The sequence below is a fragment of the Aquabacterium sp. NJ1 genome (assembly GCF_000768065.1).
Classification (GTDB): Bacteria; Pseudomonadota; Gammaproteobacteria; order Burkholderiales; family Burkholderiaceae_C; genus Aquabacterium.
In genome coordinates, this window is the sequence record NZ_JRKM01000001.1 from 1,190,154 (window position 1) to 1,216,611 (window position 26,458).

Annotated in this window: 22 protein-coding genes; 6 read left to right on the plus strand and 16 right to left on the minus strand. The window is 65.3% G+C overall.

Annotated elements, in window-relative coordinates; translation table 11 throughout:
* Positions 1–2: 2 nt before the first annotated feature.
* The 7 genes from JY96_RS05150 to JY96_RS05180 all read right to left on the minus strand — a co-directional run bounded on the left by JY96_RS05150 (position 3) and on the right by JY96_RS05180 (position 8,120).
* Entirely contained in the window at positions 3–446 is a 444-nt protein-coding gene (locus tag JY96_RS05150) for a biopolymer transporter ExbD (protein WP_035035532.1), read from the minus strand.
* A 2-nt stretch (positions 447–448) separates the two neighbouring features.
* On the minus strand, positions 449–1,153 hold the full coding sequence (gene tolQ / locus JY96_RS05155) for a protein TolQ (RefSeq protein ID WP_035035535.1): 705 nt from the start codon (positions 1,151–1,153) through the stop codon (positions 449–451).
* Positions 1,154–1,159: 6 nt separating this feature from the next.
* Complete coding sequence (locus tag JY96_RS05160) at positions 1,160–1,663, minus strand: YbgC/FadM family acyl-CoA thioesterase (RefSeq protein ID WP_081961586.1); 504 nt, start codon at positions 1,661–1,663, stop codon at positions 1,160–1,162.
* 84 nt (positions 1,664–1,747) lie between these two features.
* Positions 1,748–2,266 carry a histidine phosphatase family protein gene (locus JY96_RS05165; protein ID WP_035035537.1) on the minus strand — a complete coding sequence of 173 codons (519 nt, stop codon included), beginning with the start codon at positions 2,264–2,266 and terminating at the stop codon, positions 1,748–1,750.
* A 77-nt stretch (positions 2,267–2,343) separates the two neighbouring features.
* The gene (gene ppk1, locus JY96_RS05170) at positions 2,344–4,389 is read right to left on the minus strand and encodes a polyphosphate kinase 1 (RefSeq protein WP_035035539.1); all 2,046 of its coding nucleotides are present in this window, start codon (positions 4,387–4,389) and stop codon (positions 2,344–2,346) included.
* 171 nt (positions 4,390–4,560) lie between these two features.
* Positions 4,561–7,449 carry a DNA polymerase I gene (polA, locus tag JY96_RS05175; RefSeq protein WP_235333854.1) on the minus strand — a complete coding sequence of 963 codons (2,889 nt, stop codon included), beginning with the start codon at positions 7,447–7,449 and terminating at the stop codon, positions 4,561–4,563.
* Between the two features lie 62 nt (positions 7,450–7,511).
* On the minus strand, positions 7,512–8,120 hold the full coding sequence (locus tag JY96_RS05180; protein WP_035035541.1) for an outer membrane beta-barrel protein: 609 nt from the start codon (positions 8,118–8,120) through the stop codon (positions 7,512–7,514).
* A gap of 242 nt (positions 8,121–8,362) precedes the next feature.
* On the opposite strand from JY96_RS05180, the gene JY96_RS05185 reads away from it, so the two are divergent.
* Both JY96_RS05185 and JY96_RS05190 read left to right on the plus strand, forming a co-directional pair.
* Positions 8,363–9,331 carry a homoserine kinase gene (locus JY96_RS05185; RefSeq protein WP_035035543.1) on the plus strand — a complete coding sequence of 323 codons (969 nt, stop codon included), beginning with the start codon at positions 8,363–8,365 and terminating at the stop codon, positions 9,329–9,331.
* Between the two features lie 2 nt (positions 9,332–9,333).
* Entirely contained in the window at positions 9,334–10,140 is an 807-nt protein-coding gene (locus JY96_RS05190; protein ID WP_035035547.1) for a BPSS1780 family membrane protein, read from the plus strand.
* A 14-nt stretch (positions 10,141–10,154) separates the two neighbouring features.
* On the opposite strand, the gene JY96_RS05195 is transcribed toward JY96_RS05190, so the two are convergent.
* Together JY96_RS05195 and recG are read right to left on the minus strand one after the other, a co-directional pair.
* Complete coding sequence (locus JY96_RS05195; protein WP_035035548.1) at positions 10,155–11,078, minus strand: LysR substrate-binding domain-containing protein; 924 nt, start codon at positions 11,076–11,078, stop codon at positions 10,155–10,157.
* 55 nt (positions 11,079–11,133) lie between these two features.
* Entirely contained in the window at positions 11,134–13,290 is a 2,157-nt protein-coding gene (recG, locus tag JY96_RS05200) for an ATP-dependent DNA helicase RecG (protein WP_081961047.1), read from the minus strand.
* 228 nt (positions 13,291–13,518) lie between these two features.
* On the opposite strand from recG, the gene queA reads away from it, so the two are divergent.
* The 4 genes from queA to JY96_RS22755 are packed head-to-tail and all read left to right on the plus strand — an operon-like array spanning position 13,519 to position 19,345.
* Positions 13,519–14,577 (plus strand): tRNA preQ1(34) S-adenosylmethionine ribosyltransferase-isomerase QueA, encoded by a 1,059-nt coding sequence (gene queA / locus JY96_RS05205; RefSeq protein ID WP_035035551.1) that lies wholly within the window; start codon positions 13,519–13,521, stop codon positions 14,575–14,577.
* Between the two features lie 13 nt (positions 14,578–14,590).
* Positions 14,591–16,960, plus strand: coding sequence for an ATP-binding protein (locus JY96_RS21970; RefSeq protein WP_052162156.1), 2,370 nt, complete (start codon positions 14,591–14,593; stop codon positions 16,958–16,960).
* A gap of 21 nt (positions 16,961–16,981) precedes the next feature.
* A complete protein-coding gene (tgt, locus tag JY96_RS05215; RefSeq protein ID WP_035035554.1) occupies positions 16,982–18,121 on the plus strand; it encodes a tRNA guanosine(34) transglycosylase Tgt in 1,140 nt (379 codons plus the stop codon).
* 15 nt (positions 18,122–18,136) lie between these two features.
* Complete coding sequence (locus JY96_RS22755) at positions 18,137–19,345, plus strand: ceramidase domain-containing protein (RefSeq protein WP_081961048.1); 1,209 nt, start codon at positions 18,137–18,139, stop codon at positions 19,343–19,345.
* Between the two features lie 33 nt (positions 19,346–19,378).
* Here the strand turns inward: JY96_RS22755 and JY96_RS21975 are convergent, their stop codons facing one another.
* From JY96_RS21975 to JY96_RS05260, 7 genes are all read right to left on the minus strand, one after another.
* Entirely contained in the window at positions 19,379–20,413 is a 1,035-nt protein-coding gene (locus JY96_RS21975; RefSeq protein ID WP_081961049.1) for an endonuclease/exonuclease/phosphatase family protein, read from the minus strand.
* Between the two features lie 19 nt (positions 20,414–20,432).
* On the minus strand, positions 20,433–21,101 hold the full coding sequence (locus tag JY96_RS05235; protein WP_035041351.1) for a CAAX prenyl protease-related protein: 669 nt from the start codon (positions 21,099–21,101) through the stop codon (positions 20,433–20,435).
* 100 nt (positions 21,102–21,201) lie between these two features.
* A complete protein-coding gene (locus JY96_RS05240) occupies positions 21,202–22,536 on the minus strand; it encodes an MFS transporter (protein ID WP_052162159.1) in 1,335 nt (444 codons plus the stop codon).
* A gap of 59 nt (positions 22,537–22,595) precedes the next feature.
* Positions 22,596–24,560 carry an MFS transporter gene (locus JY96_RS05245; RefSeq protein ID WP_052162160.1) on the minus strand — a complete coding sequence of 655 codons (1,965 nt, stop codon included), beginning with the start codon at positions 24,558–24,560 and terminating at the stop codon, positions 22,596–22,598.
* Positions 24,561–24,599: 39 nt separating this feature from the next.
* Positions 24,600–25,454: a DUF2145 domain-containing protein gene (locus JY96_RS05250; RefSeq protein ID WP_369796124.1), complete on the minus strand. Its 855-nt coding sequence runs from the start codon at positions 25,452–25,454 to the stop codon at positions 24,600–24,602.
* A 10-nt stretch (positions 25,455–25,464) separates the two neighbouring features.
* On the minus strand, positions 25,465–25,911 hold the full coding sequence (locus JY96_RS05255; protein WP_235333855.1) for a hypothetical protein: 447 nt from the start codon (positions 25,909–25,911) through the stop codon (positions 25,465–25,467).
* A 30-nt stretch (positions 25,912–25,941) separates the two neighbouring features.
* Entirely contained in the window at positions 25,942–26,400 is a 459-nt protein-coding gene (locus JY96_RS05260; RefSeq protein WP_052162161.1) for a YiaA/YiaB family inner membrane protein, read from the minus strand.
* Positions 26,401–26,458 lie beyond the last annotated feature (58 nt).

Genomic DNA, 26,458 nt, shown 5'->3' on the forward strand with positions numbered 1-26,458 from the left:
CGTCAGCCCCCTGTGGTGCGCACCGACAGGCCCACGCGGGCCACGCCGGCTTTCTGCAGCACGTCCATCACGTGCACCACGGACTCGTAGCGCACGTCCTTGCGCGCGCTGATGATCACGGGCACGGCGGCGGGGCCACCAGCCGCCTCGTCCTGCAAGGGCTTGATGCGCGCGGCCAACTCGCTCACGTCCAAGGTGTCGACGTCCTTGCGGTCAATGCGCAGGCGCACACGGTCGGCGTCTTCCAGCACGACCTCGATGACCTTTTCGGGCGCCTTGCGGGCCTTGCCGATGCTGGGCAAGTCCACCACGCCGGTCGGCAGCAGCGGTGCGCTCACCATGAAGATGATCAGCAGCACCAGCATCACGTCGATGAACGGGACCATGTTGATCTCGTTGCGGGTGCGCCTGCCACGGCGCCCGCCTCGGGCATTGAGCTCGGCCACGGTCAGTGCCCCTGTGGTGCGCCAGCCGGGTTGGCCGGTGCGGCGTTGCGCGCCAGGATGTTGGAGAACTCTTCCATGAAGGACTCCATCTGGATGGCGATGCGATCAATGTCGCGCGCCAGGCGGTTGTAGGCCAGCACGGCGGGGATGGCCGCAAACAGGCCGATGGCCGTGGCCACCAGGGCCTCGGCGATACCGGGCGCCACCGTGGCCAACGTCACCTGCTGCATGTTGGACAGACCCGTGAAGGCGTGCATGATCCCCCACACCGTGCCGAACAGGCCGATGTAAGGCGACACCGAACCCACCGAGCCGAGAAAGTCCAGGCGCGCTTCGATGACGTCCATCTCACGCTGGAAGCTGGCGCGCATGGCGCGGCGGGCGCCGTCCAGCAAGGTGGGCACATCGGTCACACGGCGCTCGCGCAGCTTCATGAATTCGCGCATGCCCGCGGCGAAGATGCGCTCTTGCGGCGAGGGAGGGCCTTCGCCGCGTTGCGCGTCCTGGTAGAGCTCCTGCAGGGTGCGCCCGGCCCAGAATTCGCGGTCGAACTCGTCGTTGTCGGTGCGCACGCGCTTGAGCCCGATCAGCTTGCTGAAAATGACGCTCCAGCTGGCCAGCGACACCGCCAGCAGCAGCGCCAGCACGATCTGCACCACCGCGCTGGCATGCAGCACCAAGGCAATGATGGACAAGTCTTGGTTCATGGGAAATCAGGCTCCAGAGGTTGGAATCGGGGTGGGCAGGACAGACAGGATGCGCGCGGGGATGCGGCCGGGCTTGAGGTCTTCCTGGCCGGGCTGGGACTGCACCCAGCCAATGCGAACCTGCCCCTGCGTCAGCAAGGTCGCGCCGCGCCAGACGTCCTGCGCGAAGCTCACGCTGCTGCGCCCGACATTGATGACGCTGACGGTCACCGTCAAACGGTCGTCCAGGCGGGCGGGCTTGATGAAGCGCATCTGCGTGTCGGCCACGACGAACATGCCCTCGCCCGAATGGCGCATGCCCTCCTGCTCGAAGCCCAGGGAGGACAGCCACTCGGTGCGGGCGCGCTCCATGAACTTGAGGTAGTTGCCGTAGAACACGATGCCACCGGCATCGGTGTCTTCCCAGTAAATGCGGATCGCATGACGGAAATGCGCATTGACCAGGGCGCTGGGCACGGTGGGCGCGGCGGCGGTATCGACAGAAGCGTCAGCAGCGGACAGCAGGCTCATGGCCGCCATTATCCAGGGGATCGGGCCTGATCGTGCCGCCAGGCTGTCATTCAAACTGTCAAGACACGTAAAGCGCGCGGTGCATCAAAGGAAATCGGGCGGCTGAACCGCGTGCAGCGTCACGCTGGTGTGCCCGTCGCGCTCGCGGCTGCGCAGCCACCACACCGCCCCCTTGCGCACCGACCAGGCCAGATCCTGCCCGGTCAGCAGGCGGGCGGCCAGCATGCCCAGCGTGGGCTGGTGCCCGACCAGCAGCACGGCATCCCTGGCGCGGGGCCAGCGCGCTGCCTCCAGCAGGTCGTCCACGCTGGCCTGTGGGTTGATGGATTTCACCGTCTTGAACGTGCGGCCCAGCGCCAGCGCAGTCTGCTGCGTGCGCTGTGCCGGGCTGACCAGCACACGGGTCGTGTCGGGCAAGCGCTGGTTGAGCCATTGGGCCATGCGCTCGGCCTGCCGCTCGCCCTTGGGGGTCAAGGTGCGGGCGAGGTCCTGCGCCATGTCGATGTGGACCGTCAGGTCTTCGCCGGCTTCTGCGCGGGCCTGCAAGGCTTCGTCCAGCGGCAAAGCGTGTGCCTGAGCGTGCCGCCACAAGATCAGATCCATGCTGAACTCCTCATGCGCCCTCCTGGATGTGTCATGCCCGGGCAGCCTGATGGATCAACGCGTCAGGCTGATGACAATCAGATCAAGGCGCGAAAGCGGGCCATCAAAGCCTGCTGAGCACTGACGCCATCTTGCGAGACGCGCTCGTAGCGGCCATCACCCAACTGGCGCCAGGCATCGCGGTGGTCCAGCAGATACGGCACCAGGCACTCGTCGATCACGCGCTGGCGCAAGGCCGCATCGCGCACGGGCCAGGCGGCTTCGATGCGCCGCGTCATGTTGCGGTTCATCCAGTCGGCGCTGGACAGGTAGAGCACCTCGTCGTCATCCCCTGGGCCCCAGCGGAAGTACAGCACACGCGTGTGCTCGAGCATGCGGCCCACGATGGAGCGCACGCGGATGTTCTCGGACAACCCGGGCACACCCGGCGGCAAGATGCAGGCCCCACGCACGACGAGGTCGATGCTGACGCCTGCCTGCCCCGCTTCCAGCAAGGCCGCGATCAAGGGCTCGTCCGTCAGGGAGTTGAGCTTGAGCACGATGCGTGCGGGCTGGCCGGCCTGGGCCGCCTCGGCCACATGCTTGATGGTGCGGATCAGGTGCGACTGCATGCTGAACGGTGCCAGCAGCAGGTGCCGGGTGGACTTCTGGTGCGTCAGGCTGGAGAGCTGCTGGAACACCATGTCCACATCGGCCGTGATCTCGGCATTGCTGGTCAGGTAACCTACGTCGGTGTACAGGCGCGCTGTCTTGGGGTTGTAGTTGCCCGTGGACAGATGGGCGTAACGCCGCAGGCGATTGCCCTCGCGGCGCGTCACCAGCATCATCTTGGCGTGGGTCTTGAGGCCCACGATGCCGTACACCACCTGCGCCCCCAGCGCCTCCAGGCGTTCGGCCCAGTTGATGTTGGCCTCTTCGTCGAAGCGCGCCTTCAGCTCCACCACGGCCAGCACTTCCTTGCCGCGGCGCACGGCTTCGAGCAGCAAGTCCATCAACACCGACTCGCTGCCGGTGCGGTAGATGGTCTGCTTGATGGCCAGCACATCCGGGTCGTACACGGCCTCGCGCAAGAAGGCCACGACCGCATCAAATGACTCGAAGGGATGGTGCAGCAGGCAGTCCTGGTGGCGCAGGTGCTCGAACATGCCGGCCTGCGGCAAGGTCTGCGGCCAGCCGGCCTGGTAGTTCGGGAAGCGCAGCGGGTCGGCATCGGCCTGGTCGATCAACTGCGTGAGGCGCACGAGGTTGACGGGGCCGTTCACCTCATAGAGAGCTTGCTTGTCCAGGCCGAACTGCTCGAGCAGGAAGTCGGACAGATCCTTGGGGCAGTTGAACACCACCTCCAGCCGCACCGACTGGCCGAACTGGCGCGTGCTCATCTTGGAGCGCAGGGCCTGGCGCAGGTCGGTGACATCGTCTTCGTCCACGTCGATGTCCGAATCCCGCGTGAGGCGGAACTGCGAGAAGGCCTGCATCTCGCGGCCGGCAAACAGCTCCCCCAGGTGCGAGCGGATCACGCTGGACAGCAGCACAAAGCACTGCTTGCCGTCCGAGATTTCGGGGGGCAGCTTGATCACGCGCGGCAGCACGCGCGGGATGCGCACGATGGCGATGTCGTTGTCGCGCCCGAAGGCATCGCGCCCACTCAGGCGCACGATGAAGTTCAGCGTCTTGTTGGCAACCTGCGGGAAGGGGTGCGACGGGTCCAGCCCGATGGGCACCAGCAGCGGGCGAACCTGGCGATGGAAGAAATCGGCCACCCAGGCGCTCTGGGCCTCGTTGCGGTGCGCGTGGTTGAGGATGTAAATGCCGGCCTCGCGCAGCGCCGGGCCGACCACGTCGTTGAAGATCTGGTACTGGTCGTCAACCAGTTGATGGGCCTCTTTGGCGACATCGGCCAGGTACTGCGGGTCGATGCCGGTGCCGCGGGTGCGCGAGGCCTCCAGCACATCGGCAAAGCGGACCTCGAAGAATTCGTCGAGGTTGGACGACACGATGCAGATGTAGCGCAGGCGCTCCAGCAGGGGCACGTCCTCCCGCTGCGCTTGCGCCAGCACCCGGCGGTTGAATTCCAGAATGGCCTGTTCGCGGCTCAACAACTTCAAACGCGGGGCGGTGTACACCTGACAACACTTCCTTTGCAATCAAACCGGATCGCGCCAGACAAAGCGCGGGGCTTTGAGTTTAGAACGCCAAAGCCCTCAGGATGATGACAGTTGTGTGTCAGTGTGCAGCTGACCACGCCGCGCAAGGCGGGTGGGCGATCAGCTGGCGGCCTCCCACGCCGCGCACGGTTAGTGTGCGGCTTCCCAGTTCGGCCCTGCCCCGACCTCGGCCAGCAGCGGCACCCGCAAGGCCGCCACCGAGGCCATCAGGCGAGGCACTTCGGCCTTGACCCAGTCCAGCTCGGCCTCAGGCACCTCGAACACCAGTTCGTCGTGCACCTGCATGATCATCAGCGTGGCCTTGCCTTGCGCGTCCAGCGCGTCCTGCACGGCCACCATCGACAGCTTGATCAGGTCAGCCGCCGTGCCCTGCATGGGCGCGTTGATGGCGGCCCGCTCGGCACCGGCACGGCTCGGGCCGTTGGGGCTGTTGATCTCGGGCAGCCACAAACGGCGCCCGAACACGGTTTCGACATAACCCTGCGCCTTGGCCAGCGCACGGGTTTCATCCATGTAGCGCTTCACGCCGGGGTAGCGCGTGAAGTAGCGCTCGATGTAGGCCGACGCCGCCGAGCGCTCGATGCCGAGGTTGCTGGCCAGGCCGAAAGCGCTCATGCCGTAGATCAGGCCGAAGTTGATGACCTTGGCGTAGCGGCGCTGCTCGCTGCTGACCTCATCCGGCGTCACACCGAAGATCTCGCTGGCAGTGGCACGGTGCACGTCCATGCCCTCAGCAAAGGCGCGCAGCAGGTTCTCGTCCTGCGAGATGTGGGCCATGATGCGCAGCTCGATCTGCGAGTAGTCGGCCGAGACGATGACGTGGCCCGGCGGCGCGATGAAGGCTTCGCGGATGCGGCGGCCTTCGGCTGTGCGCACAGGGATGTTCTGCAGGTTCGGGTCGTTGCTGGACAGGCGGCCCGTGACGGCCACGGCCTGCGCGTAATTGGTGTGCACGCGGCCGGTTGCCGGGTTGATCATCAGGGGCAGCTTGTCCGTGTACGTGGACTTGAGCTTGGCCATGCCGCGGTATTCGAGGATGCGAGCCGGCAGCGGGTAGTCTTCGGCGAGCTTCTCCAGCACCTCTTCATTGGTGGACGGCGCGCCGGATGCCGTCTTCTTCACGACGGGCAGGCCCTGCTTGACGAACAGGATCTCGCCGAGCTGCTTGGGTGAGCCCAGGTTGAAGGGCTGGCCGGCCAGCTCGTAGGCTTCCTGCTCCAGCGCCATGATGCGTTGGCCCAACTCGTGGCTTTGCTGCCGCAGCAAGTCCGCATCAATCAGCACGCCGTTGCGCTCGATGCGCTGCAGCACGCGCGAGGTAGGCAGCTCGAAGCGCTGGTAGATGTCCAGCAAACCCGGCTCGGCCTGCAAGCGCGGCCACAGGGTCTCGTGCACATGCAGCGTCAGGTCGCTGTCTTCACTGGAGTACTGTGAGGCGCGGTCCACTGCCACTTGCGCAAACGGGATCTGCTGCGCCCCCTTGCCGGCCACGTCTTCGTAGCTCAGGCCGGCGCGGTTCACGAAGCGCAACGCCAGCTCACCCAGGTTATGCCGGCGATGCGCTTCGAGCACATAGCTCTCCAGCATGGTGTCATGCGCATAACCCTGGATGCGGATGCCGTGGTTGGCCAGCACGTGCGTGTCGTACTTGATGTTCTGGCCGACCTTGGCCTTGCTGGCGTCTTCCAGCCAGGGCTTGAGCTTGGCCAGCACCTCGTCGAGCGGCAACTGCGTGGGCGCATCAGGGCCCTCGTGGCGCAGCGGGATGTAGCAAGCGCTGCCCACATGGTCACTGAACGACAGGCCCACGACGCGGGCTTTCATGGGGTCGAGCGAATCGGTCTCGGTGTCGAAGGCGACCAGTTGGGCCGCGTGCAGGCGAGCCAGCCATTGATCGAAAGCCGCCCAATCGAGGATGGTGTCGTAATGGGTGTCGACCTGGGTCAAGGTGGATGCGGGGGAGGCACCACCCATGGCTGAGGCTTCGTTGGCACTTGCGTCGCCTGCTGCTTCACCCACTGGATCGACATCACCACCAAACAGGTCACCCGTGGCGCTGGGCTTGGGTGCTTTGGGCGCCTTGCCAGTCTTGGCTGCGGGGGCCGCGGTCGCTGAGCTCAGCCCCAGTTGCTTCTCGACCTCGGCACGGGCCGTGCGGAAACCATAGCGTGTGTAGAAGTCCAGCAACGCAGGCAGGTCGGGCGCCTTGAGCGCCAGCGCGTCAAGTGAAGGCCACTGGGGCACATAGCCCGTGAGGTCACAATCCAGCTTGACGGTGATGAGGCGGCGGCCTTGGGGCAGCCAGTCCAGCGCCTTGCGCAGGTTCTCACCCACCACACCCTTGATGCTGTCTGCCGCGGCCATCACGCCTTCGAGCGTGTCGTATTCAGCCAGCCACTTCACAGCCGTCTTGGGGCCCACTTTCTCGACGCCAGGCACGTTGTCCACCGTGTCGCCGATCAGGGTCAGGTAATCGATGATCCGCTCGGGCGGCACACCGAACTTGGCCTGCACACCGGGGATGTCCAGCACCTCGGGCGGCTTGGCCATGGTGTTGATCAGCGAGACCTGCGGGTTGACCAGTTGGGCCAGGTCCTTGTCGCCCGTGGAGATGACGACCTTGTGGCCGGAGGCTGCCGCCACCCTGGCCAGCGTGCCGATGGCGTCATCGGCTTCGATGCCCGGCACTTCGAGCACCGGCCAGCCCAGGAGCTTGACGACTTCGTGGATCGGTTCGATCTGGGCTCGCAGGTCATCCGGCATCGAGGGGCGGTGCGCCTTGTACTCGGGGTACCACTCGTCGCGGAAGGTCGGGCCTTTGGCGTCGAACACACAGACGGCATGCTCGGCGCCGATGTGGTCACGCAACCAGCCCATCATGTTGACCATGCCGTGCAAGGCGCCGGTCGGCTCGCCTTGCGGCCCGCGCAGGTCGGGCATGGCGTGAAAGGCGCGGTAGAGGTAGCTGGAGCCGTCTACCAGCAGCAGGATGGGCAGGGAATCAGAAGGGGTAGTCACCGGGGCGTTCATGCCCCGGATTGTGACGCCTATTCATGAGGCCATAGAGGCCCGGGCCCGGATCAGAACTCCATCGAGCCACCGATGCCGAACAGGTAGTAGCTCTCGTGGCCCTTGACCACATAGTCGAAGCTCGACAGCAGGCGCATGTCGCGGGCGAACTGGTAGGACAGACCGGCACCGAAGTAAGGGGCGCTGCCGTAGTCGTTCACACGCTCGGTGGTGCCACCAGCGTAAGTGATGTTCTGGTCACGGCGGGTGAAGGCCCAACCCACGCGCAGGCTGTTGGTGAAGTCGTTGAGCAACTCGACTTCCCAGTTGATGCCCACCGACAGGGCGCGCATCTTCTGGCGCACGGCGGCCACGCCGGTCGAGGCCGTGGTAGCCGTGTCATTGGCGCGGTCCAGGCCACCGAAGAACATGTAGTTCACTTCTGCGGCCAGACCGGGGGTCAGACGCTTGCCACCGAAGAACTTGCCGCTGAACGTGGCCCGGTTGCAGCTGGTGCCGCATTCCCACTGCGCGGCCCCCACACCGAAGGCGCCACCGCCATAGATGCCCAACGGGGCGGATTCGCGTTCCTGGGCCATGGCCGACAGGCTCACCAGCGACAACGCTGCAGCCAGCGTGGACAGGGTCTTGGAATACTTGCTCGGGGCTGAAGTGCTCATGATGCGGGACCGGTTCCTCGTTATAGGAAAAATGCACGCCCCCACAAAGCAGTGGGGCGGGGTTTTCAATATCCTGAGAAGTCTGCCACAGCGACTCCTACAATCACACGCTCGTCTTCCCCCGGAGCCTGAGGGTTTACGCCTAAGCTGTGAGCCGCCGCAACATCTGGTTGCGGTTTTCCATGCCGATGCACCTTTTTGTTGCCAGGGGCCCCCGCCTTTTCGATGCTTGACTGAGTCACATGGCCGTTTTCACCGAAGTGTCCCCGCAGGAAGCGGCTGGACTGCTGTCCGACCTGGATCTGGGTACCTTGCAATCCATGCAGGGTGCCACCTCCGGCATCGAGAATACGAACTACTTTGTCAGCACAGACAAGGGTGACTATGTGCTGACCTTGTTCGAGCGCCTGAGCTACGAGCAACTGCCCTTCTACCTGAACCTGATGCACCACCTGGCGAACCGCGGCATCCCCGTGCCCGCACCCCAGGCCAATGCGCAAGGCGAGATCCTGCACACGCTCAAGGGCAAGCCCGCTGCTGTGGTGACGCGCCTGAAGGGCCGCAACCAGTTGGCGCCTCAAGCTGCCGATTGCGCGCAGGTGGGCGCGATGCTGGCTCGCATGCACGAAGCCGGGCTGGACTACCCGCACCAGCAGCCCAATCTGCGTGGCCTGGCCTGGTGGGAAGAGACCATCCCCGTGGTTCGCCCGCACCTGAATGCCGATCAGGTCGCCCTGATTGAATCCGAGCTGGTGTTCCAGCAAGAGCTGGCGCGCTCGGCGAGCTACAAGGCCCTGCCCGGCGGCCCGATTCACGCCGACCTGTTCCGCGACAACGTGATGTTCGACGGCCCGGCGCTGTCGGGTTTCTTCGACTTCTACTTCGCGGGCTGCGACACCTTCGGCTTCGACATCGCCGTGTGCCTCAATGACTGGTGCATCGACCTGGACACCGGTGCGCTCGACCCGGTTCGCGCCCAGGCCTTCGTGGCAGCCTATGATGCCCAGCGCCCCCTCACGGATGATGAACTCGTGCTGCTGCCTGCCCTGCTGCGTTCCGCCGCGTTGCGCTTCTGGACATCCCGCCTGTGGGACTACTACCTGCCGCGCGATGCCGCCATGCTCAAACCCCATGACCCGACGCACTTCGAGCGCGTGTTGACGATGCGCCGCAACCAGCCCTGGTCGTATCAACGAGGCACCGCGGCCTGAGCATGAAACTCAAACTGGTCAAAGCCTCTCGGGGGCTGGTCTGGGTGCGCCAGGGTTTGCTGGCCTGCCGGCAACAACCACTGGGCTACATCAGCTTGCTGGGCCTGACCAGCATGGCGGCCATGCTGCTGATGCTGGTGCTGCAGGAGGTCGGGCTGGCGTTGGTCACCTGTCTCGCACCCAGTGTGTGGATGGGCTTCATGCTGGCCACCCGCCGTGTGCTGACGGGCCAATCCATCACCCCTGCGGTGATGATCGAGCCCTTCAAGAGTGATGCAGCCGTGCGCAAGGCCTTCGCCCAGTTGGGCGTGCTGTATGGCCTGTGCATGCTGGGCGCCCTGCTGCTCTCGGGCTGGCTGGGCCCTGATCCGCAGGCCCTGGAAGACATCAAGACCAAAGCGCAGGACCTGGCCGAGGTGATCACCAACCCGCTGGTTCAAGAAAGCATGCTGCTGGACCTGGCGCTGACCTTGCCGGTGACGCTGCTGTTCCTGCACGCCCCCGCGCTGATCCTGTGGGCGCGCGTGCCCTTGCCCAAGGCGCTGTTCTTCAGTGCCGTGGCAAGCTGGCGCAACCTGGGTGCCTTTGTGCTGTTTGGCCTCGGCTGGTTCGGGGTGCTCAGTGCACTGGCGCTGGTGGCCGGTCTGATCGTCACCATCCTGCCGATACCGGTGCTGGTCAATGCCCTGACCATGGCCGCCAGCATGGGGCTGGCGGCGGCCTTCTACGGCTCTTTGTATTTCGCGGTGGTGGACTGCTTCGATCCACAAAAGCCCGCCGAACCCACCGAGCCAGCTCAATCTGTCTGAGTCGGCAACCCCGCTCAGGAAGTCAGGCGCTCAACGCCTTCCAGCGGGCAGGCATAGATGGCATTGCGCAAGGCCGCGATGGCCTCATAACGCGTGAAGCTGCGCCGCCAGGCCAGCACCACACGGCGCGTGGGCACCGGGTCTTCAAATGGCACGAACACCAGGTGCGGATGCGGCTCGCGCGGCACCGACAGCATGGGCACCACGGTGACCCCCATGCCCGCCGCCACCATGTGTTTGATGGTCTCCAGGGACGAGCCCTCGAAGCTCTTGCGGATGCCCTCGGCATCGCTGGAGAAGCGCGCGAACTCGGGGCAGACCTCCAGCACATGGTCACGGAAGCAATGGCCTGCGCCCAGCAGCAACATGGTCTCGCGCTTGAGCTCTTCGGCGCTGATGCGCTCGCGCTGTGCCAGCGGATGCATGCGCGGCACGGCCACCATGAAGGGTTCGTCGTACAAGGGCGCCACGGCCAGGTTCGTGTCCATGAAAGGCTCGGCCAGGATGGCGCAATCCAGCTCACCGGCACGCAGCATTTCCAGCAGCTTGACGGTGAAGTTCTCCTGCAGCATCAGTGGCATCTGCGGCACGTGGGCAATGGCCGAACGCACCAGATCAGGCAGCAAGTAAGGGCCGATCGTGTAGATCACACCCAGGCGCAAGGCACCGGCCAGCGGGTCCTTGCCGCGCTTGGCGATCTCTTTGATGGCCTGGGCCTGCTCCAGCACCGCCTGGGCCTGGCGCACGATTTCTTCGCCCAGGGGCGTGACGCTGATCTCGGCGCTGCCACGCTCGAACAGCCGCACGTCCAGCTCGTCTTCAAGCTTCTTGACGGCCACGGACAGCGTGGGCTGGGACACGAAGCAGGCCTCGGCAGCCCGCCCGAAGTGGCGTTCACGTGCCACGGCCACGATGTAGCGAAGTTCAGTCAGCGTCATGGGTTTTGATTGTGCTGAATTTGGGCGAAAGCTGCCTGCCCCGAAAGATACCCTGTCATGCCTTGAGGAATTCCGACTTCTGCCCCAGCCAGCGGGCCACATGGCGTTGCGCCGCATCAGGGTGGTCACGCAACATGATCTCGGCGACCTGGCGGGCACGCGCCACCAGGCCCTGGTCTTCGTTCAAGTCTGCAAAACGCAAGAGCGCCGCACCGGATTGCCGCGAGCCCATGAACTCGCCCGGGCCCCGGATCTCCAGGTCGCGCCGCGCGATCTCGAAGCCATCGGTGGTTTCGGCCATGGCCTTGAGGCGCTGCTTGCCCGAGTCGGACAAGGGCGAGGCATACAGCAGCACACACACGCTGGCCACGGCGCCACGACCCACCCGCCCGCGCAACTGGTGCAACTGGCTCAGGCCGAACCGCTCGGCGTGCTCGATCACCATGAGGCTGGCGTTGGGCACGTCCACCCCCACTTCGATCACGGTGGTGGCCACCAGCACAGACAACTCGCCGGATGCAAAACGTGCCATGACATCGGCCTTCTCGGCCGCGGGCAAGCGCCCATGCAACAAGCCCACGCCAAAGCCGGCCAGCGCCTCGCTCAACTCCTGGTGCGTCTGGGTGACGTTGCTCAGGTCCAGTGGCGGGCGGCGATTGCTGGCGCGGCCGGCCAGCTCGTCAGCGGCCTGGTCGCTGTCCTCGGTTTCGTCGATCAAGGGGCAGACCCAGTAAACCTGGCTGCCCTTGGCCACCTCGTCACGGATGCGCTCGACCACATCGGGACGACGCGTGTCCGCGAACACCTTGGTGACGATGGGCGTGCGGCCGGGCGGCAACTCGTCGATGGTGCTGACCTCCAGGTCGGCCAGGTAGGTCATCGCCAGGGTGCGGGGGATGGGTGTGGCGCTCATCATCAGCAGGTGCGGCTCCAGCTCGCTGCTTTCGAGCTTGCGGCGCAACTGCAGGCGCTGCGCCACACCGAAGCGGTGCTGCTCGTCGATCAAGGCCAGGCCCAGCTTCGCGAACTCGACCTGATCCTGGATGACGGCGTGTGTGCCCACCACCAGTTGCGCTTCACCCGATGCCACGGCTTCCAGTTGCGCGCGTTTGGCCTTGGCCTTGAGGCTGCCGGTCAGCCAGGCCACCTTGATGCCCAGGGGCTCGAGCCAGCCCACCAGCTTGCGGAAGTGCTGCTCGGCCAGGATCTCGGTGGGTGCCATCAGGGCGCATTGCCAGCCCGCGTCCATGGCCACGGCGGCGGCCAGCGCGGCCACCACGGTCTTGCCCGAGCCCACATCGCCTTGCAGCAGGCGGTGCATGGGCTGCGGCCTTTGCAAGTCCTGGGCGATCTCTTCGCACACCTTTTGCTGTGCCGCTGTCAACTGAAAAGGCAGCACCGCCAGCAGGCGCTCTTGCAAGCCTTGAGGCACGGCCTTGAGCACAGGCGCCTTGAGGTGCGCCCGCTCCGCCCGGGCCTGCATCTGCGAGACCTGTTGGGCCAGCAGCTCTTCGAACTTCAGGCGTTGCCAGGCGGGGTGGCTGTGGTCTTCCAGTGCCTCCACCGCCACCTCGGGCGAAGGATGGTGCAGGAAGTGCAAGGCATCACGCAGGCGCGGCCAGCGGCCGGGCAGCAGTTCGGGCGGGATCAGCTCTTCCAGCGGCGCGCGCGACAGGCCCGAGGCCACGGCCTTGCGCAGATAAGCCTGTGGCAGGCCAGCACTGGTCGGGTAGACCGGCGTGAGCGAAGCCGCCAGTGGCGTGTTGTCGCTGACGATGCGCACCGTGGGGTGCACCATCTCGCGCCCCCAGAAGCCATGGCGCAGCTCGCCGCGCGCACGCAGCCGCACACCAGGTGCCCAGCTCTTTTGCTGCGAACCATAGAAGTTCAGGAAGCGCAGCAGCACTTCGCCTGTGCCATCGTCCAGGCGCACGATCAGCTGGCGGCGGCCACGAGCCTCGATGCGGTTCTCGCTGACGATGCCCTCTACCTGCACGGTCTGGCCGTCGCGGGCATCGCGCAGCAAGGTCAGGCGGGTTTCGTCCTCATAACGCAGGGGCAGATGCAAGGCCAGGTCGATGTCGCGCACCAGGCCCAGCTTGTCCATGGCCTTTTGCGGCGCCGAACGCGCAGGCGTTGCAGCGGCCTCGACCTTGGTCGACCCCGCAGACTTGCTGGAAGCGTGATTGGCCGAAGCCCCGCTTTGCGCCACCTGACTCCATCCCCTGGCTTGTTGACAAGCGTGTCATTGTGCCCGCGCCGGCCGTACTTCCTACCCCCTCCTGCCCCCCAATAAGGGCCGCACGGCGCGCCACAGCCCGCCCACCACACCCCCACAGGCTTGCCGGGCCATTTTCAAGATGCGAACGCGGGATGCGCCCCCGCTTGCGGCGACAATACCGGGTTTCCTTGGCACGGGACCCGTCCGTCCCTCAATGGCATGAGCTCTTCCCTCACCCCCACCACCTACACCCTGAGCGACTTCGATTTCGAGCTGCCGCCCGAGCTGATCGCCCAGCACCCCGCCGCCGAACGCAGCGCCTCCCGTTTGCTCGATGGCCGTGGCGCACAGCCCGTTGACCGCGTCTTCCGTGAGCTGCCTGACCTGCTGCAGCCCGGCGACCTGCTCGTGTTCAACAACACCCGCGTGATCAAGGCCCGCCTGTATGGCCACAAGGCCTCGGGCGGCGCCGTGGAAGCGCTGGTCGAGCGCGTGCTGCCGGGCAACGAAGTGTGGGCGCACCTGCGCGCCAGCAAGTCGCCCAAGCCGGGCAGCATGGTGCGCTTCGCCGATGCCTTTGATGCCGAGGTGCTGGGGCGTGGCGGCCCGGACGGCGGTCTGTTCCACCTGCGCTTTGCCGGCGACCCGCTGACACTGCTGGAGCAGCACGGCCACGTGCCGCTGCCGCCCTACATCACCCACGCCGACGAAGAAGACGACGTGCGCCGTTACCAGACCGTGTTCGCCTCGGCGCCGGGTGCGGTGGCCGCGCCCACTGCCGCCCTGCATTTCGACGAAGCCTTGCTGGACCGGCTCAAGGCCCGGGGCATCCAGACCGCCGAGGTAACGCTGCACGTGGGCGCCGGCACCTTCCAGCCTGTGCGCACGGACAACCTGGCCGAGCACAAGATGCACAGCGAGTGGTTCGAGGTGCCTGCCTCCACCGTGGCCGCCATCGAAGCCACCAAGGCGGCAGGCGGGCGTGTGGTGTCGGTCGGCACGACGACGCTGCGCGCGCTGGAGTCCGCCGCCTTGCACGCACCTGCGGGCCACATCCTGCAGGCTGGCAGCCGCGACACGGACATCTTCATCACGCCCGGCTTCCAGTTCAAGGTGGTGGATGTGCTCATCACCAACTTCCACCTGCCCAAGAGCACCCTGATGATGCTGGTCAGCGCCCTGGCCGGCTACGAGCACATCAGGCAGCTATACCAGCATGCGATCGCCCGCGGTTACCGCTTCTTCAGTTATGGCGACGCGATGCTGATCCAACGATGAACTACAAAACACCATGGGATACCACCTCGAACGCGCCGCCGGGCTCTGGTTGAAACCACTGCAAGCCTGGCTGCTCTGCCTGATCCTGTTCATGACGGGTGCGGCCCAGGCGGCCCCCACCTTCATCGTGGACGAGGCCAGCCTGTCTCCCGGCAGCTGCGCCGAACGGCTGGAAGGCCGCACCGTCAAGCTGCCCGATGACTGGCGTGCCCTGGGCATCAAGCCACCTGCGGTGGGCTGCTACCGCGCACGCCTGTACATGCCGCGTTCACCCGTGGTGCCCTGGGCGCTGCGCATTGACCGTCTGCCGGGCAACCACCGTGTCACCGTCAATGGCATCCAGCTCAGCACGCACCACATGGAGGGCACGGCCATCACCAGCATGGCCACCCTGCCCTATCTGATCGAGCTGCCCGTCAACGTGCTGCTGGCCGGGGACAACGACATCGAGATCGATGTGCGCATGAACCCGTTCCGCAAGCCTGGTATCGCACCGATGCAGGCTGGCCCGCTCACCGACATGCGCGACGACTTCGACCGCTGGGCCGGCCTGACGGTAGACCTGCCGCAAACGCTGAACATGAGCGTGGCGGGCATGGCCTTGTTTCTGCTGCTGGCTTGGCGCGCCCGTCCCCGCGATGTGATCTTCGGCTACTTCGGCTGCCTGATGCTGGTCATGTGCGGCCGCAATACGCTGTACTTCGTGGAGACCATCAACTGGCCCGCCCCCGTGGTGGACTGGTTCTTCTTCGCCGCGCAAGCGGTCAGCACTTATTACGTGGCGCTGTTCGGGCTGAGCTACGCCAACATCTCACTCAACAAGCTGCTGTGGCCGCTTCGCCTCATGGGTTTCGGCTTCCCGGTGATCGGGCTGGTCGCCATGGGCACGCCGTACCTGGATACCTTGCGCCTGGTGGCCTACCCCATCCTGATGATCACGGGCGTGTGGGTGGTGTCCCGCGTGGTGCAAACCGCCTGGACGCGCCACTGGCTGGAAGCCATCGCCATGACGCTGGGCCCGGTAGGCACCTTCATCAGCGTGGCGCACGACTACCTGTTTCTCACGCCGTATCTGGACGTCACCGCCCTGTACTGGACACCCTATTGCGTGCCCATCATCTTCCTGGGCTTCGCGCTCACGCTGATGCGCAAGTTCATCGACGCGATGAACCTGTCCGAGCGCATGAACATCACGCTGGAAGAGCGCGTGGCCGAACGCACACGCGCCCTGGAGGCGGCCAACCAGTCCAAGACACGCTTCCTGGCCGCGGCCAGCCACGACCTGCGTCAGCCCACGGCCGCCATCGGGCTGCTGGTCAGCCTGTTGCGCCAGCAAGCAAAAGACCCTGGCGTCAAGGACCTGACCAATATGCTCGACGAGGCCGTGGCCTCGATGGAATCGCTGCTGGTGGGCCTGCTGGACATTTCGCGCCTGGATGCGGGTGCCGTCAAACCCGAGTTCCAGTCAGTGGGCCTGCACGATGTCTTCCAGGCTGTGCGCGTGCATGAAAAGAGCGCCGCCGATGGCAAGGGCCTGCGCCTGCGCTTTCGGCTGCCACGTGGCGTGCCAGGCTCCCAGTTGATGGTGCTGACCGACCCCATGCTGCTGCACAGCGTGCTGCGCAACCTGGTGGCCAATGCCATCCGCTACACGCACAGTGGCGGCGTGCTGGTGGCCGCCCGTCGTCGCGGCAAGCACCGCCTGCGCATCGAGGTCTGGGACACCGGCATCGGCATTGCGCCCGACCAGCTCGACCGCATCTTCGAAGAGTTCTACCAGGTGGGCAACACCGCGCGGGATCGCAACCGCGGCATCGGCCTGGGCCTGGCCATCGTGCGCCGCACGGCATCGATCCTGGGCGAGCAGGTGACGGTCAAGTCACGGCCGGGACGCGGGTCCTGCTTTGCGATCGAGCTGCCGCTCAACCTGGTGGCCAGCAAGCGCACCGAGGCACCTGCCGCGCCATCGCAACCCTTGACGGGCCGTGTGATCTGGCTGGTGGAAGACGACATCCTGCTGCGCCGCGCGATTGGCGAGATGCTGCACAGCTGGGGCGCCCGCACCCGCACCTGGGCCGATGGCGAAGCCCTGCTTGACGAGCTGCCCGCACTGATCCAGGACGGCGACGAAGAAAGCTTGCCGGACACCCTGATCACCGATTACCGCCTGCCCGGTATCAACGGCCTGCACCTGGTCCAGACCCTGGGCGTGCACCTGCGCTCGCAGGGCCACCAGCTGCACAGCATCATCATCTCGGGCGACACCGACCCCGCCGAGATCGCCCGCCTGAACGCATCCGGCCAGGAAGTCCTGTCCAAGCCCTTCCGCAGCGAACGCCTGCTGGAGCGGCTCAACGCCCGCCGCCCCGCCACCATGGCCTGAGCCAGCATATAAAGAGACACCATGTTGAAATTCGACCTCCTCAAGACCGAAGGCGAAGCCCGCCGCGGCCAGCTCACGCTCAACCACGGCGTGGTGCAGACCCCCATCTTCATGCCCGTGGGCACCTACGGCACCGTCAAAGGCGTGATGCCGCGTTCGCTCGAAGAGATGGGCGCGCAGATCATCCTGGGCAACACCTTCCACCTGTGGATGCGCCCAGGCCTGGACATCATGAAGCAGTTCGGCGGCCTGCATAAGTTCGAGAGCTGGAACAAGCCCATCCTGACCGACTCGGGTGGCTTCCAGGTCTGGTCGCTGGGCGAGATGCGCAAGATCAGTGAAGAAGGCGTGCGCTTTGCCTCGCCGGTCAACGGCGACAAGCTGTTCCTCACGCCCGAGATCAGCATGCAGATCCAGACCATCCTGAACTCGGACATCGTCATGCAGTTCGACGAGTGCACGCCTTACTGGAAGGGCGACAAGTCGCTGGGCCACATCACGACCGAGAAGGAAGCCCGCGCCTCGATGGAGCTGAGCCTGCGCTGGGCCAAGCGCTGCATCGCCGAGTTCACCAAGCTGCAGAACCCCAATGCCTTGTTCGGCATCGTGCAGGGCGGCATGTTCCCCAACCTGCGTGAAGAATCGCTGGCGGGGCTGGTGGAGCTGGACCTGCCCGGTTATGCGATTGGCGGCGTGAGCGTGGGCGAACCCAAGGACGAGATGCTGCGCGTGATGAACCACATCACGCCCAAGCTGCCGGCCAACAAGCCGCGTTACCTGATGGGCGTGGGCACACCGGAAGACCTGGTGGCCGGCGTGGCCACGGGCGTGGACATGTTCGACTGCGTGATGCCTACACGCAATGCGCGCAACGGCCACCTGTTCACGCGCTTTGGCGACCTGCGCTTGCGCAACAGCCGCTACAAGGCGGATGAACGGCCGATCGACGAAACCTGCACCTGCCACACCTGCTCGAATTTCAGCCGCGCCTACCTGCACCACCTGGATCGCTGCGGCGAGATGCTCGGCCCGATGCTGACCACCATCCACAACCTGCACTACTACCTCAACCTGATGCAGGAAGTGCGGGATGCGCTGGATGCTGGGCGCTTTGGCGAGTTCCAGAAGCAGTTCTCCGCCGATCGCGCACGCGGCGTCTGACCTGACGGACCGGCCATGGACCTGCTCGCCTACTTCGGTGCATCGATCGATCTGTACTGCGAGCGGCTGGACCCTGGCTTCTGGGCCGAGCCCGTCAATGCGCTGACCAACTTGTCTTTCATCGCCGCGGCCTTGTGGGTGTCACGCGCACTCCAGGTGCGCCAGCTCGATCGGCGTGACCTGCGCTGGCTGGCCTGGTCGATCGGGCTCATCGGCATCTGCAGCTTCGCCTTCCATACCCTGGGGCAACGTTGGGCAGCCTGGCTGGACTCGGGCAGCATCCTGCTCTTCCTGCTGGGGTTTGCCGCGACCTGGACGCAGCGTGTGCTGGGCTGGCCCTGGTCGCGCGCCTGGCTGGGCGCGGCCATCGCCGGTGCCTTCATCGGCCTGGGCACGCTGCTGCTCCTGCAGATCCACACCACTTGGATGCGGCCCGAGGTGGCCTGGTACATCAGCACCTGGCTGGCCATCGCCATCACGGCTGCCTGCACGCCCCGGTTGGCGCCCAATGGGGGCGCCATGCGGCCCTGGATGTGGGGCGCCTGCGGCATGTTCACGCTGGCCCTGGTACTGCGCCAACTGGATCAAAGCGTATGCCCCTGGTGGCCGCTGGGCACGCACTTTGGCTGGCACCTGAGCAATGGCCTCGTGACGGCCCTGGCCATGCAGGCTCTGATGGTGGCCACGCCACCCAGTGCCAAGCCGGTTCAACGCGCGCTGTCATGGCCGCTCAACTGGTTTTACACGCTCTTTGTCTGGGGCATGGCCCTGGTCCTGCTCTTTGAAGAATGGGGCTGGGAATACCTGGCCGCCATCGTCGCCTGGTTCGGCCGGCTGCCCGGCCTGCGCTGGATCGAGGGCCGCATCCAGGCCCTGCCGCCTTACGCATCCCTGGCCTTGTTTGGCGTGCCCCTGCTCACCCTGCTGCCCGTCAAGCTATTGGCGCTTTACTGGCTGGGCCACGGCCACACCCTGCTGGGCATCGGCGTCATCATCTCGGCCAAGGTTGGCGGCACCGCCATCACGGCGCGCCTGTTCATGCTCACCCGTCCCACCCTCATGAGGCTGGCCTGGTTCGCCCACTGGTTCAACCGCTGGATGGCCTTCAAGGACCGCATCCTCGCCAGCGTCAAGGCCAGCGCCGCGTGGCAGCAATGGGTGCGCGCCAAGGCGAACATTCGCCAACTGATCCAACGCGTGCGGCAGCTGTTCAAACCGCGCTGATCGGCCCCACAACAACGGGACGGGCGGGGCGCGTCACTGGCGAGTCAACAGCAGGTCCGCAATCACCGGCCGGTGCTGCGAGGCCACGGTACCGCCCACTTCAGTCTGCGTCACGCCAATGTCATCGGACACCAGGATGTGGTCGATGCGCAGGAAGGACACCCCCGGGCGCAACGAGTGGCCGTGGGTATAACCATAACCAAACCCCGCGGACGAGAACGCATCCCGCAAGCCAGTGTGCAGCAGCGTCTTGACCACTGCTGAACTCTCGGGCGCGTTCAGGTCGCCCGCCACGATGCGAGGCCGCTTCATCTGCCGCAAATGCTCGGCCAGCACGCCTGATTGCACCAGGCGGTCGTTCATGTTGCCGCTCCAGGCGTCCAGGCCGCGCAGGCCTTCTCGCCGGGTGGCATTCAGCCCGTCACGCGGTGTGGTGAAGTGCACCGTGACCAGGTCCACCTCCTTGCCATGAGCCTGCAACACGCAATGCACGAAGCTGTGTTTCTGATTCCGGTACGGGATCCAGCCCGGCGCGCAGTCCTTGAGCGGAAAGCGACTGGCCACGATGTACTGCCCGAAGCCGTAAACCTGGCGCTTGCCCATCAAGGCCTGGTAGGTTTCCGGCTTGGTCTGCTCCAGCTTCATCAACTGCCCGGCATCCTGCATGACGATCACGTCCGGGTCATGCAGCATCACCTCCAGCGCCAGTTCACCAAAGCCATTGGGCCGCAACGAGGCCAGGTAGGCCTTGACGTTGTAGGTCATGAAACGAATGTGCCCGTAACCCTCGTCGGCATGGCCGATGCACAGGCCCATGATGGACGTGAGCACCACGCCAACCGTGAACGCCGAGAGCACACGCCAGGCCCAGCCCAGCCACAAGCTGCCGATGAGCGCAGCGATGGCCGGTGCCAGAAATGCCGGGTAAGGCACGTACTGCAGCAAGGCCAGGATCGGCCTGCGCTCGGGGTTCTCGTCCAGCACGAGCCAGACGAAGGCCACACCCAGCGCCACCAGCACGACGGCCGCACGCAAGAACAAAGACCATCCACCTTGTGCGCGCCTCATGGCTGCTCAACCCCTCATGTCACCAGAACTGCCAGTTGCCATAAACGACAACCCAGATACCCAGCACGCCGTTGGTCACGGCATGCGCCACCACCGCGGCCCACAAGGAGCGGGTGTAGCGGTAAAGCAGAGCATAAGCCAGGCCAGCCACCACCGCGCCCAGCCACTGCGTGTGCGCCAGCATGAAAACCAGGGTGGACAGCAACATCGCCTTGGGCGACACCTCGGAGGGGTCCACCTTCTCGAAATCGGGGTTGTCGATCCAGCGCATCAGGAAGGAGCGCCAGAACAGTTCTTCCATGACGGGCACCAGCAGCGCCGCCCCGACCCAGCGCACGGCAACCAGGCCCCACTGCAACTGCCCTTCGGCGTCCACGGGGCGGAAGGAGGCGGTCGGGCTGCCCAGCATCATCCAGGGCTCGGTCAGCAGGATCCACAGCTTGAACACCACGGCGCCCACCACCAGGGCGATGACCGCCTGCTTGAAATCGAGGCGAGCCGGCCCGCCCAGTTCGCTGTAATCCCGCCAGAAAAACGCGATGCTGCCCCCCACGATCAGGACAGACAGGCCATAGACCCAGCGAGGGTCCAGCCAGCCGTTGTCCGGCGGAAGATAGCCCCGCACCGCCAGCAGGATCATGAACAGGCCGAAGGGGACCACGCGGGCCCAGCCCGCACGCGTGAGCATGCTTTCCATTTTGGAGCGTGTGTGAAGAGGTGTTGAAGATGGCCGCCAGGCGGTCACCACTGGGGGGATTGTCGTGGCAAGTCAGGCGGTGCCAGCCACCTTATTCGGGCGCCTGGCGCCGCCAGCGTCGCAGCCAGACCACGGTGTGCTGCCACAGCAGCGGCTGCCAGCGCAACGTCATCAGCACGACAAGCAGGTGCAGTACACAGGCCACCGCGAAGATCGCGCCCACGCCCAGCCCGCAGGCCGACAGCAGCCAGGTCATCAGCGCACTCAGCAGGATCAACACCGCGTTGAGGATGTTGTTGGCCGCCACCACGCGCGCCCGGTGGCTGGCCTCGGCGCGGTATTGCATCTGGGCATACAGAGGCACGCTGAACAGGCCGATCGACATCGACATCATCAACTGGTCGAACAGGCCGCGCCAATGCAAAGGCCTGGCCATGAAGTCGTGCACCGAGTAGGCCTGCACCTGTGCCATGCCCGGGTCATGCGCGATGCCGTGCACCACCCAGGCGATGTCCAGGCCAAACACGCCCATGCCCAGTGCGCCCACCAGGACCAGGCCCAGTTGAGGCTCGTCGCCCTCCTGCGCGTGGGTCAGCCATTCGCACAAGAGCGCCCCGGCCGCCACGCCCAATGAGGTCACCACCAGCAACAGCGAGGCGATGTCTTCAGGGGCATGCAAGATGGTTTTGCTGAGAAGGGGAAACAGCCCCAGAAAGACCGCGCCAAAGCACCACATCCAGGAAATGCCCAGCAGGCACATCAGCAGCACGGGGTCATGGTGGATGCGATCCAGGTTGCGCCAGGTCTCGGCCAGCGGGTTCCAGTTGAGCTTGATGCCGGGCGACAGGGGGGGCGTCGAAGGCACGGCCTGCACGGCCAGCCGCCCGGCCACGGCCAGGCCCAGCAAGGTCAGCATCAGCGCCGTGGTGCCACCACCACCCGGCGCCAGCAACACGCCACCGCAAACCGTGCCCAGCAGGATGGCGGTAAAGGTGCCCATCTCCAGCAGGCCATTGCCACCGGTCAATTCCCCCGCCGACAGATGGCGTGGCAGGTAGGTGTACTTCACGGTGGAGAACACTGTCACGTGCACGCCGGACAAGAGCACCGCCAGCAACAGCGTCGGTGCATGCCTTGTCCACAGCGCCCAGGCCGCCAGCGCCATCATCCCCACCTCGGCCGATTTGGCCAGACGCATGAGGCGCGCCAGATCAGAGCGATCGGCCCATTGCCCGGTGGTGGCCGACAGCAGCACCGAGGGCAGGATGAACAAGGCTCCCAGCGCAGGGCCCACCACTTGAGGCGGCAACCAGCTCACCTGCACCTGGTAGGTCAGGATCAGGACAACCGCGAACTTCAGCAGGTTGTCATTGACGGCGCCCAGGAACACCGCCCAGAAAAACGGCGCAAAACGCCGCTGGCCCAAGAGCCTGATCTGATGCGGTCTGCCTGGCGCAGTCATCTCACGGGTATCTCAAGGCCATCTCAGGGAGACGGCGCGTCCAGCAAGGCCTGCACACGCGTCTGCAAGCCTTCAGGGGTGACGTCCTGCGGGGCAATGGGCTCGCCCACCACCAGGCCGATGCGGTTAAACAGGCCGCGGCGCAAGGGCTTGGACATGGCGGCGCCTTCGATGCGCGAGAAGGTCGAGCCCCACAGGTTGTGCAGCGCAGAGGGGATCACCGGCACCGGATTGGTTTCGAGGATCTTCATGATGCCGGGCTTGAAGGGCTGCATCTTGCCGTCCTTGGTGATGGCGCCTTCGGGGAACAGGCACAGCAAATCCCCATCCTTGAGCACCTGGCGGGCCCGCTCGAAGGCGCGCTCATAGGCCTCGGGGTTCTCTTTTTGGGGCGCAATGGGGATGGCCTTGACCGCCTTGAAGAACCAGCCCATGCCGGGTGTCTTGAAGATGCGGTGGTCCATCAGGAAGATCATGGGCCGCGGGCTGCACACACCCAGGATCACGGCGTCCACGAAGCTCACGTGGTTGCAAACCAGGATGGCGGCGCCGTCCGTAGGCAGGTGCTCGTCACCACGCACCTTGAGCCGGTACACGATACGGGTCACGAACAGCATGACCAGGCGCACGATGTACTCGGGCATCAGCCAGAACACATAGCCCACCACCAGCACATTGAGCAGCGCCGTCACGCCGAACACCTGCGGGATCGAAAAGCCCTGGCCCAGCAGGGCGCCGGCCATCAGGCTGCTGACGATCATGAACAGCGCATTGAGGATGTTGTTGGCCGCGATGATGCGGGCACGGTGGCTGGGCTTGGCACGCAACTGGATCAGGGCGTACATGGGCACGCTGTACAGGCCAGCACTGAAGGCCAGCAGGCCCAGATCTGCCATCACACGCCAATGTTCGTGGTGCGAGACAAACTCGCCCACCGTCATCAAGCTGCCCTGCGCGTGCGTCAGGCCTTGCGACGCCAGGTACAGGTCGAACGCGAACACACTCATGCCCACCGCACCGATGGGCACCAGGCCGATTTCAACGTGGCGGTGCGAGAAGGTCTCACACAGCAGCGAACCCACCGCGATGCCCACCGAGAACACCACCAGCAGCAAGGACGCCACCTCGGTGTTGCCACTCAGCACCTCCTTGGCGAACGCAGGGAACTGCGACAGGAAGACCGCGCCAAAGAACCACATCCACGAAATCCCCAGCAGCGAGCGGAACACGCTGGGGTACTCGGCCGCCAGCTTCAGGTTGCGCCAGGTCTCCGACGCCGGGTTCCAGTTCAGCTTGAGGTTCGGATCAGACGACGGTGAAGCCGGGATCTGCAAAGCGGCCAGCCAGCCGATCACCGCCACGGTGAAACAGCTGCCCGCCACCCAATGCACGCCCGTATCCGGGATGCCCATCATCAGGCCACCGCCCACATTGCCCAACAGGATGGCCACGAAGGTGCCCATCTCGACCATGCCATTGCCACCGGTCAGCTCGCGCTCGCTCAGATGCTGCGGCAGGTAAGCGTATTTCACCGGCCCGAACAAGGTGGAATGCAGGCCCATCAGGAAGACGCAGCCCAGCAGCAGCGGCACCAGCTGCATCCAGAAGCCGATGCCCGCCAGCACCATGACGCCGATCTCCAGCACCTTGACACCGCGCATGATGGTGCCCTTGTCGTACTTGTCAGCCCACTGCCCGGCCGTGGCCGACAGCAGCACGAACGGCAGGATGAACAGCGCACCGATCACCAGGCCGGCCATCTTGGGCGCCAGCCAGCTCACATTGAGCTGGTAGGTCACCAGCACCGTGAAGGCGAACTTGAACAGGTTGTCATTGGCCGCACCCAGGAATTGGGTCATGAAGAAAGGCGCGAACCGCTTTTGCGACAAGAGCGCAAACTGCCCCGCATGCGCTGGTTGATCGATGCCGGCGGCGCGTGTGCTGGTTTCACTCACTGTAGGGTCCTCTCCTGGCTGGTTGCCGACCATTGGACAACAAATCAGCCCGTTGATGCCGGGGAATTGGCTTTAACGAATCACCCATTCAGGCCCGCCCAGGCCCGTTCGTTGCAACCACGCCAACACCGAGTCCACGGTGACGGTGCGGATGCGGCCGGTGAAGCGCAACACCGACGGGTGATCATCAAAGCTCACGTTGGCTGCGGTCAAGCGGGCACCCAGGCGCGTCAAGGTCGACAAGTGCAGTTCGGTCGGCTCGTAGCCGTGGTCCTTGAGCCAGTCCTGTGCGGACTCGCGGCTGTTCAACTCGGCGCCCATCGCCACGGCCAGCAGCTCGATCGCCCACTGGTTGCTCTGTTGATAGGTCTGCGCCCACGGGTAGGCCACCATGCTGTAAGCCCGGGTGTGCAGGCCGGCCACCGGTGCGGGGTTGCGCAACAGCGGCAGCAACTTTTGCTGCGCCTCGGCATTCAAAGGCATGACGGCGGCCACGTACTCGTAAGGCGTGTCCAGGAAGAAGTCGCCAATGCCCTCGCGGTAGATGGACGACTTGTCGGTGCCGCACTGGTTGAGCTTGTGCAGCACGCGCCAGGTGTCGCCCTCCTTGTAAGCCAGGCCCAGATGCGAATAGCGCAAGCCGTACTCGCGCAGGTTCTGGCCGGAACGTGCCAGCACCACCACCTGCGCGCCAGACTCGTCGAGCCGCTTGACCGTGCGCTCGGCCAAGCCCAGGCCCTGCGTAACCGCAGACAGTTTCAAGGGCTCGGTGTCGCAGCTGCGGCCGGCCCATGCCGTGCCGGCGCCCGCACACAAGGCGGCACACAAGGCGATCGCCCGCACCATCGAACGCCCCATCAAGCGCAACGGCATCACCCGGGGCAGCTTGCTTGTACGCACCATGCGCTGATTCAGTTTGGTTTGCACGATCGCTCCTTCAGCGGATGACCCGCTCGTGGTGCAACAAGGCCTTGCCCAGTTCATTGGGGATCAGCGCCAGCACCTCGCCCGCAGTCGACAGGACCCAGCCCGCGCTCACCGCCGTCACCGTGATGGCCGTGCCCACCGCCACCGACGCCATGCCCGCCGAGATGGCCGACCACTTGACCACGATGCGGGCGCCATCGCTGGCACGCTGCAAGACCCAGACCGTGCCATCGGCCACCACCTCGACGGACGCCAGCACCAGCACCGAGCCAGCCGCCACGGACAGCACCGGCGCCGAAATCGACATGGCCACCGGCAGAGCCGACAAGGCACTGGCTTCCGACAAGCCATCGTTGTGGGCCCTGGCGGGCAGGCTCGCGGCCAGCATCGACCAGGACACCATCGTTGCAAGCAGGCCGCGGCGGCCACGCGTCATCACACACTCATGCGTTTTCATGATTCACCTCTTGAGAACTTGCTTGGGGTATTACCGAGACTCGCCTTGCTCGGCCATCTCTGCGACGTCGTCCTCATGGGCGTCGCGCAGCATCTTGGCCAGCGTGAACGCCGAGGACAGCAGGAACAACCAACACACCATCAGAAAGGCCTTGAAGCAGGGATCGATGGCCATCTGCCACATGCCCCACCCGGTCAGGCCCACCGCCAGCCCAAAACCGCACCACACCACCACCGACCACATCGGCGTGTTGTGCTGACGGGCGGCCTGATCGCGCACATGCTTGGACAGCACGAACACCGTGGACAGCGAGAACACATAACCCATGACCATGAAGGCCTGCTCAATGGCCTTACCGGGCAACCATGCGAGGCCCGTGCCGCACAGGAAAGCGGCGATCGCGAAAGAGATCCACACCTGGAACGTCCAGGCCCGGGTATCGCGTCGAATCACAGTGGCCATGATGGTCTTGCCTTGGCTGTTGAACATGGACGCGATTCTTGGCGCGCACCACCCAAGGGTCAACCAGACAATACGAAGTGCATGA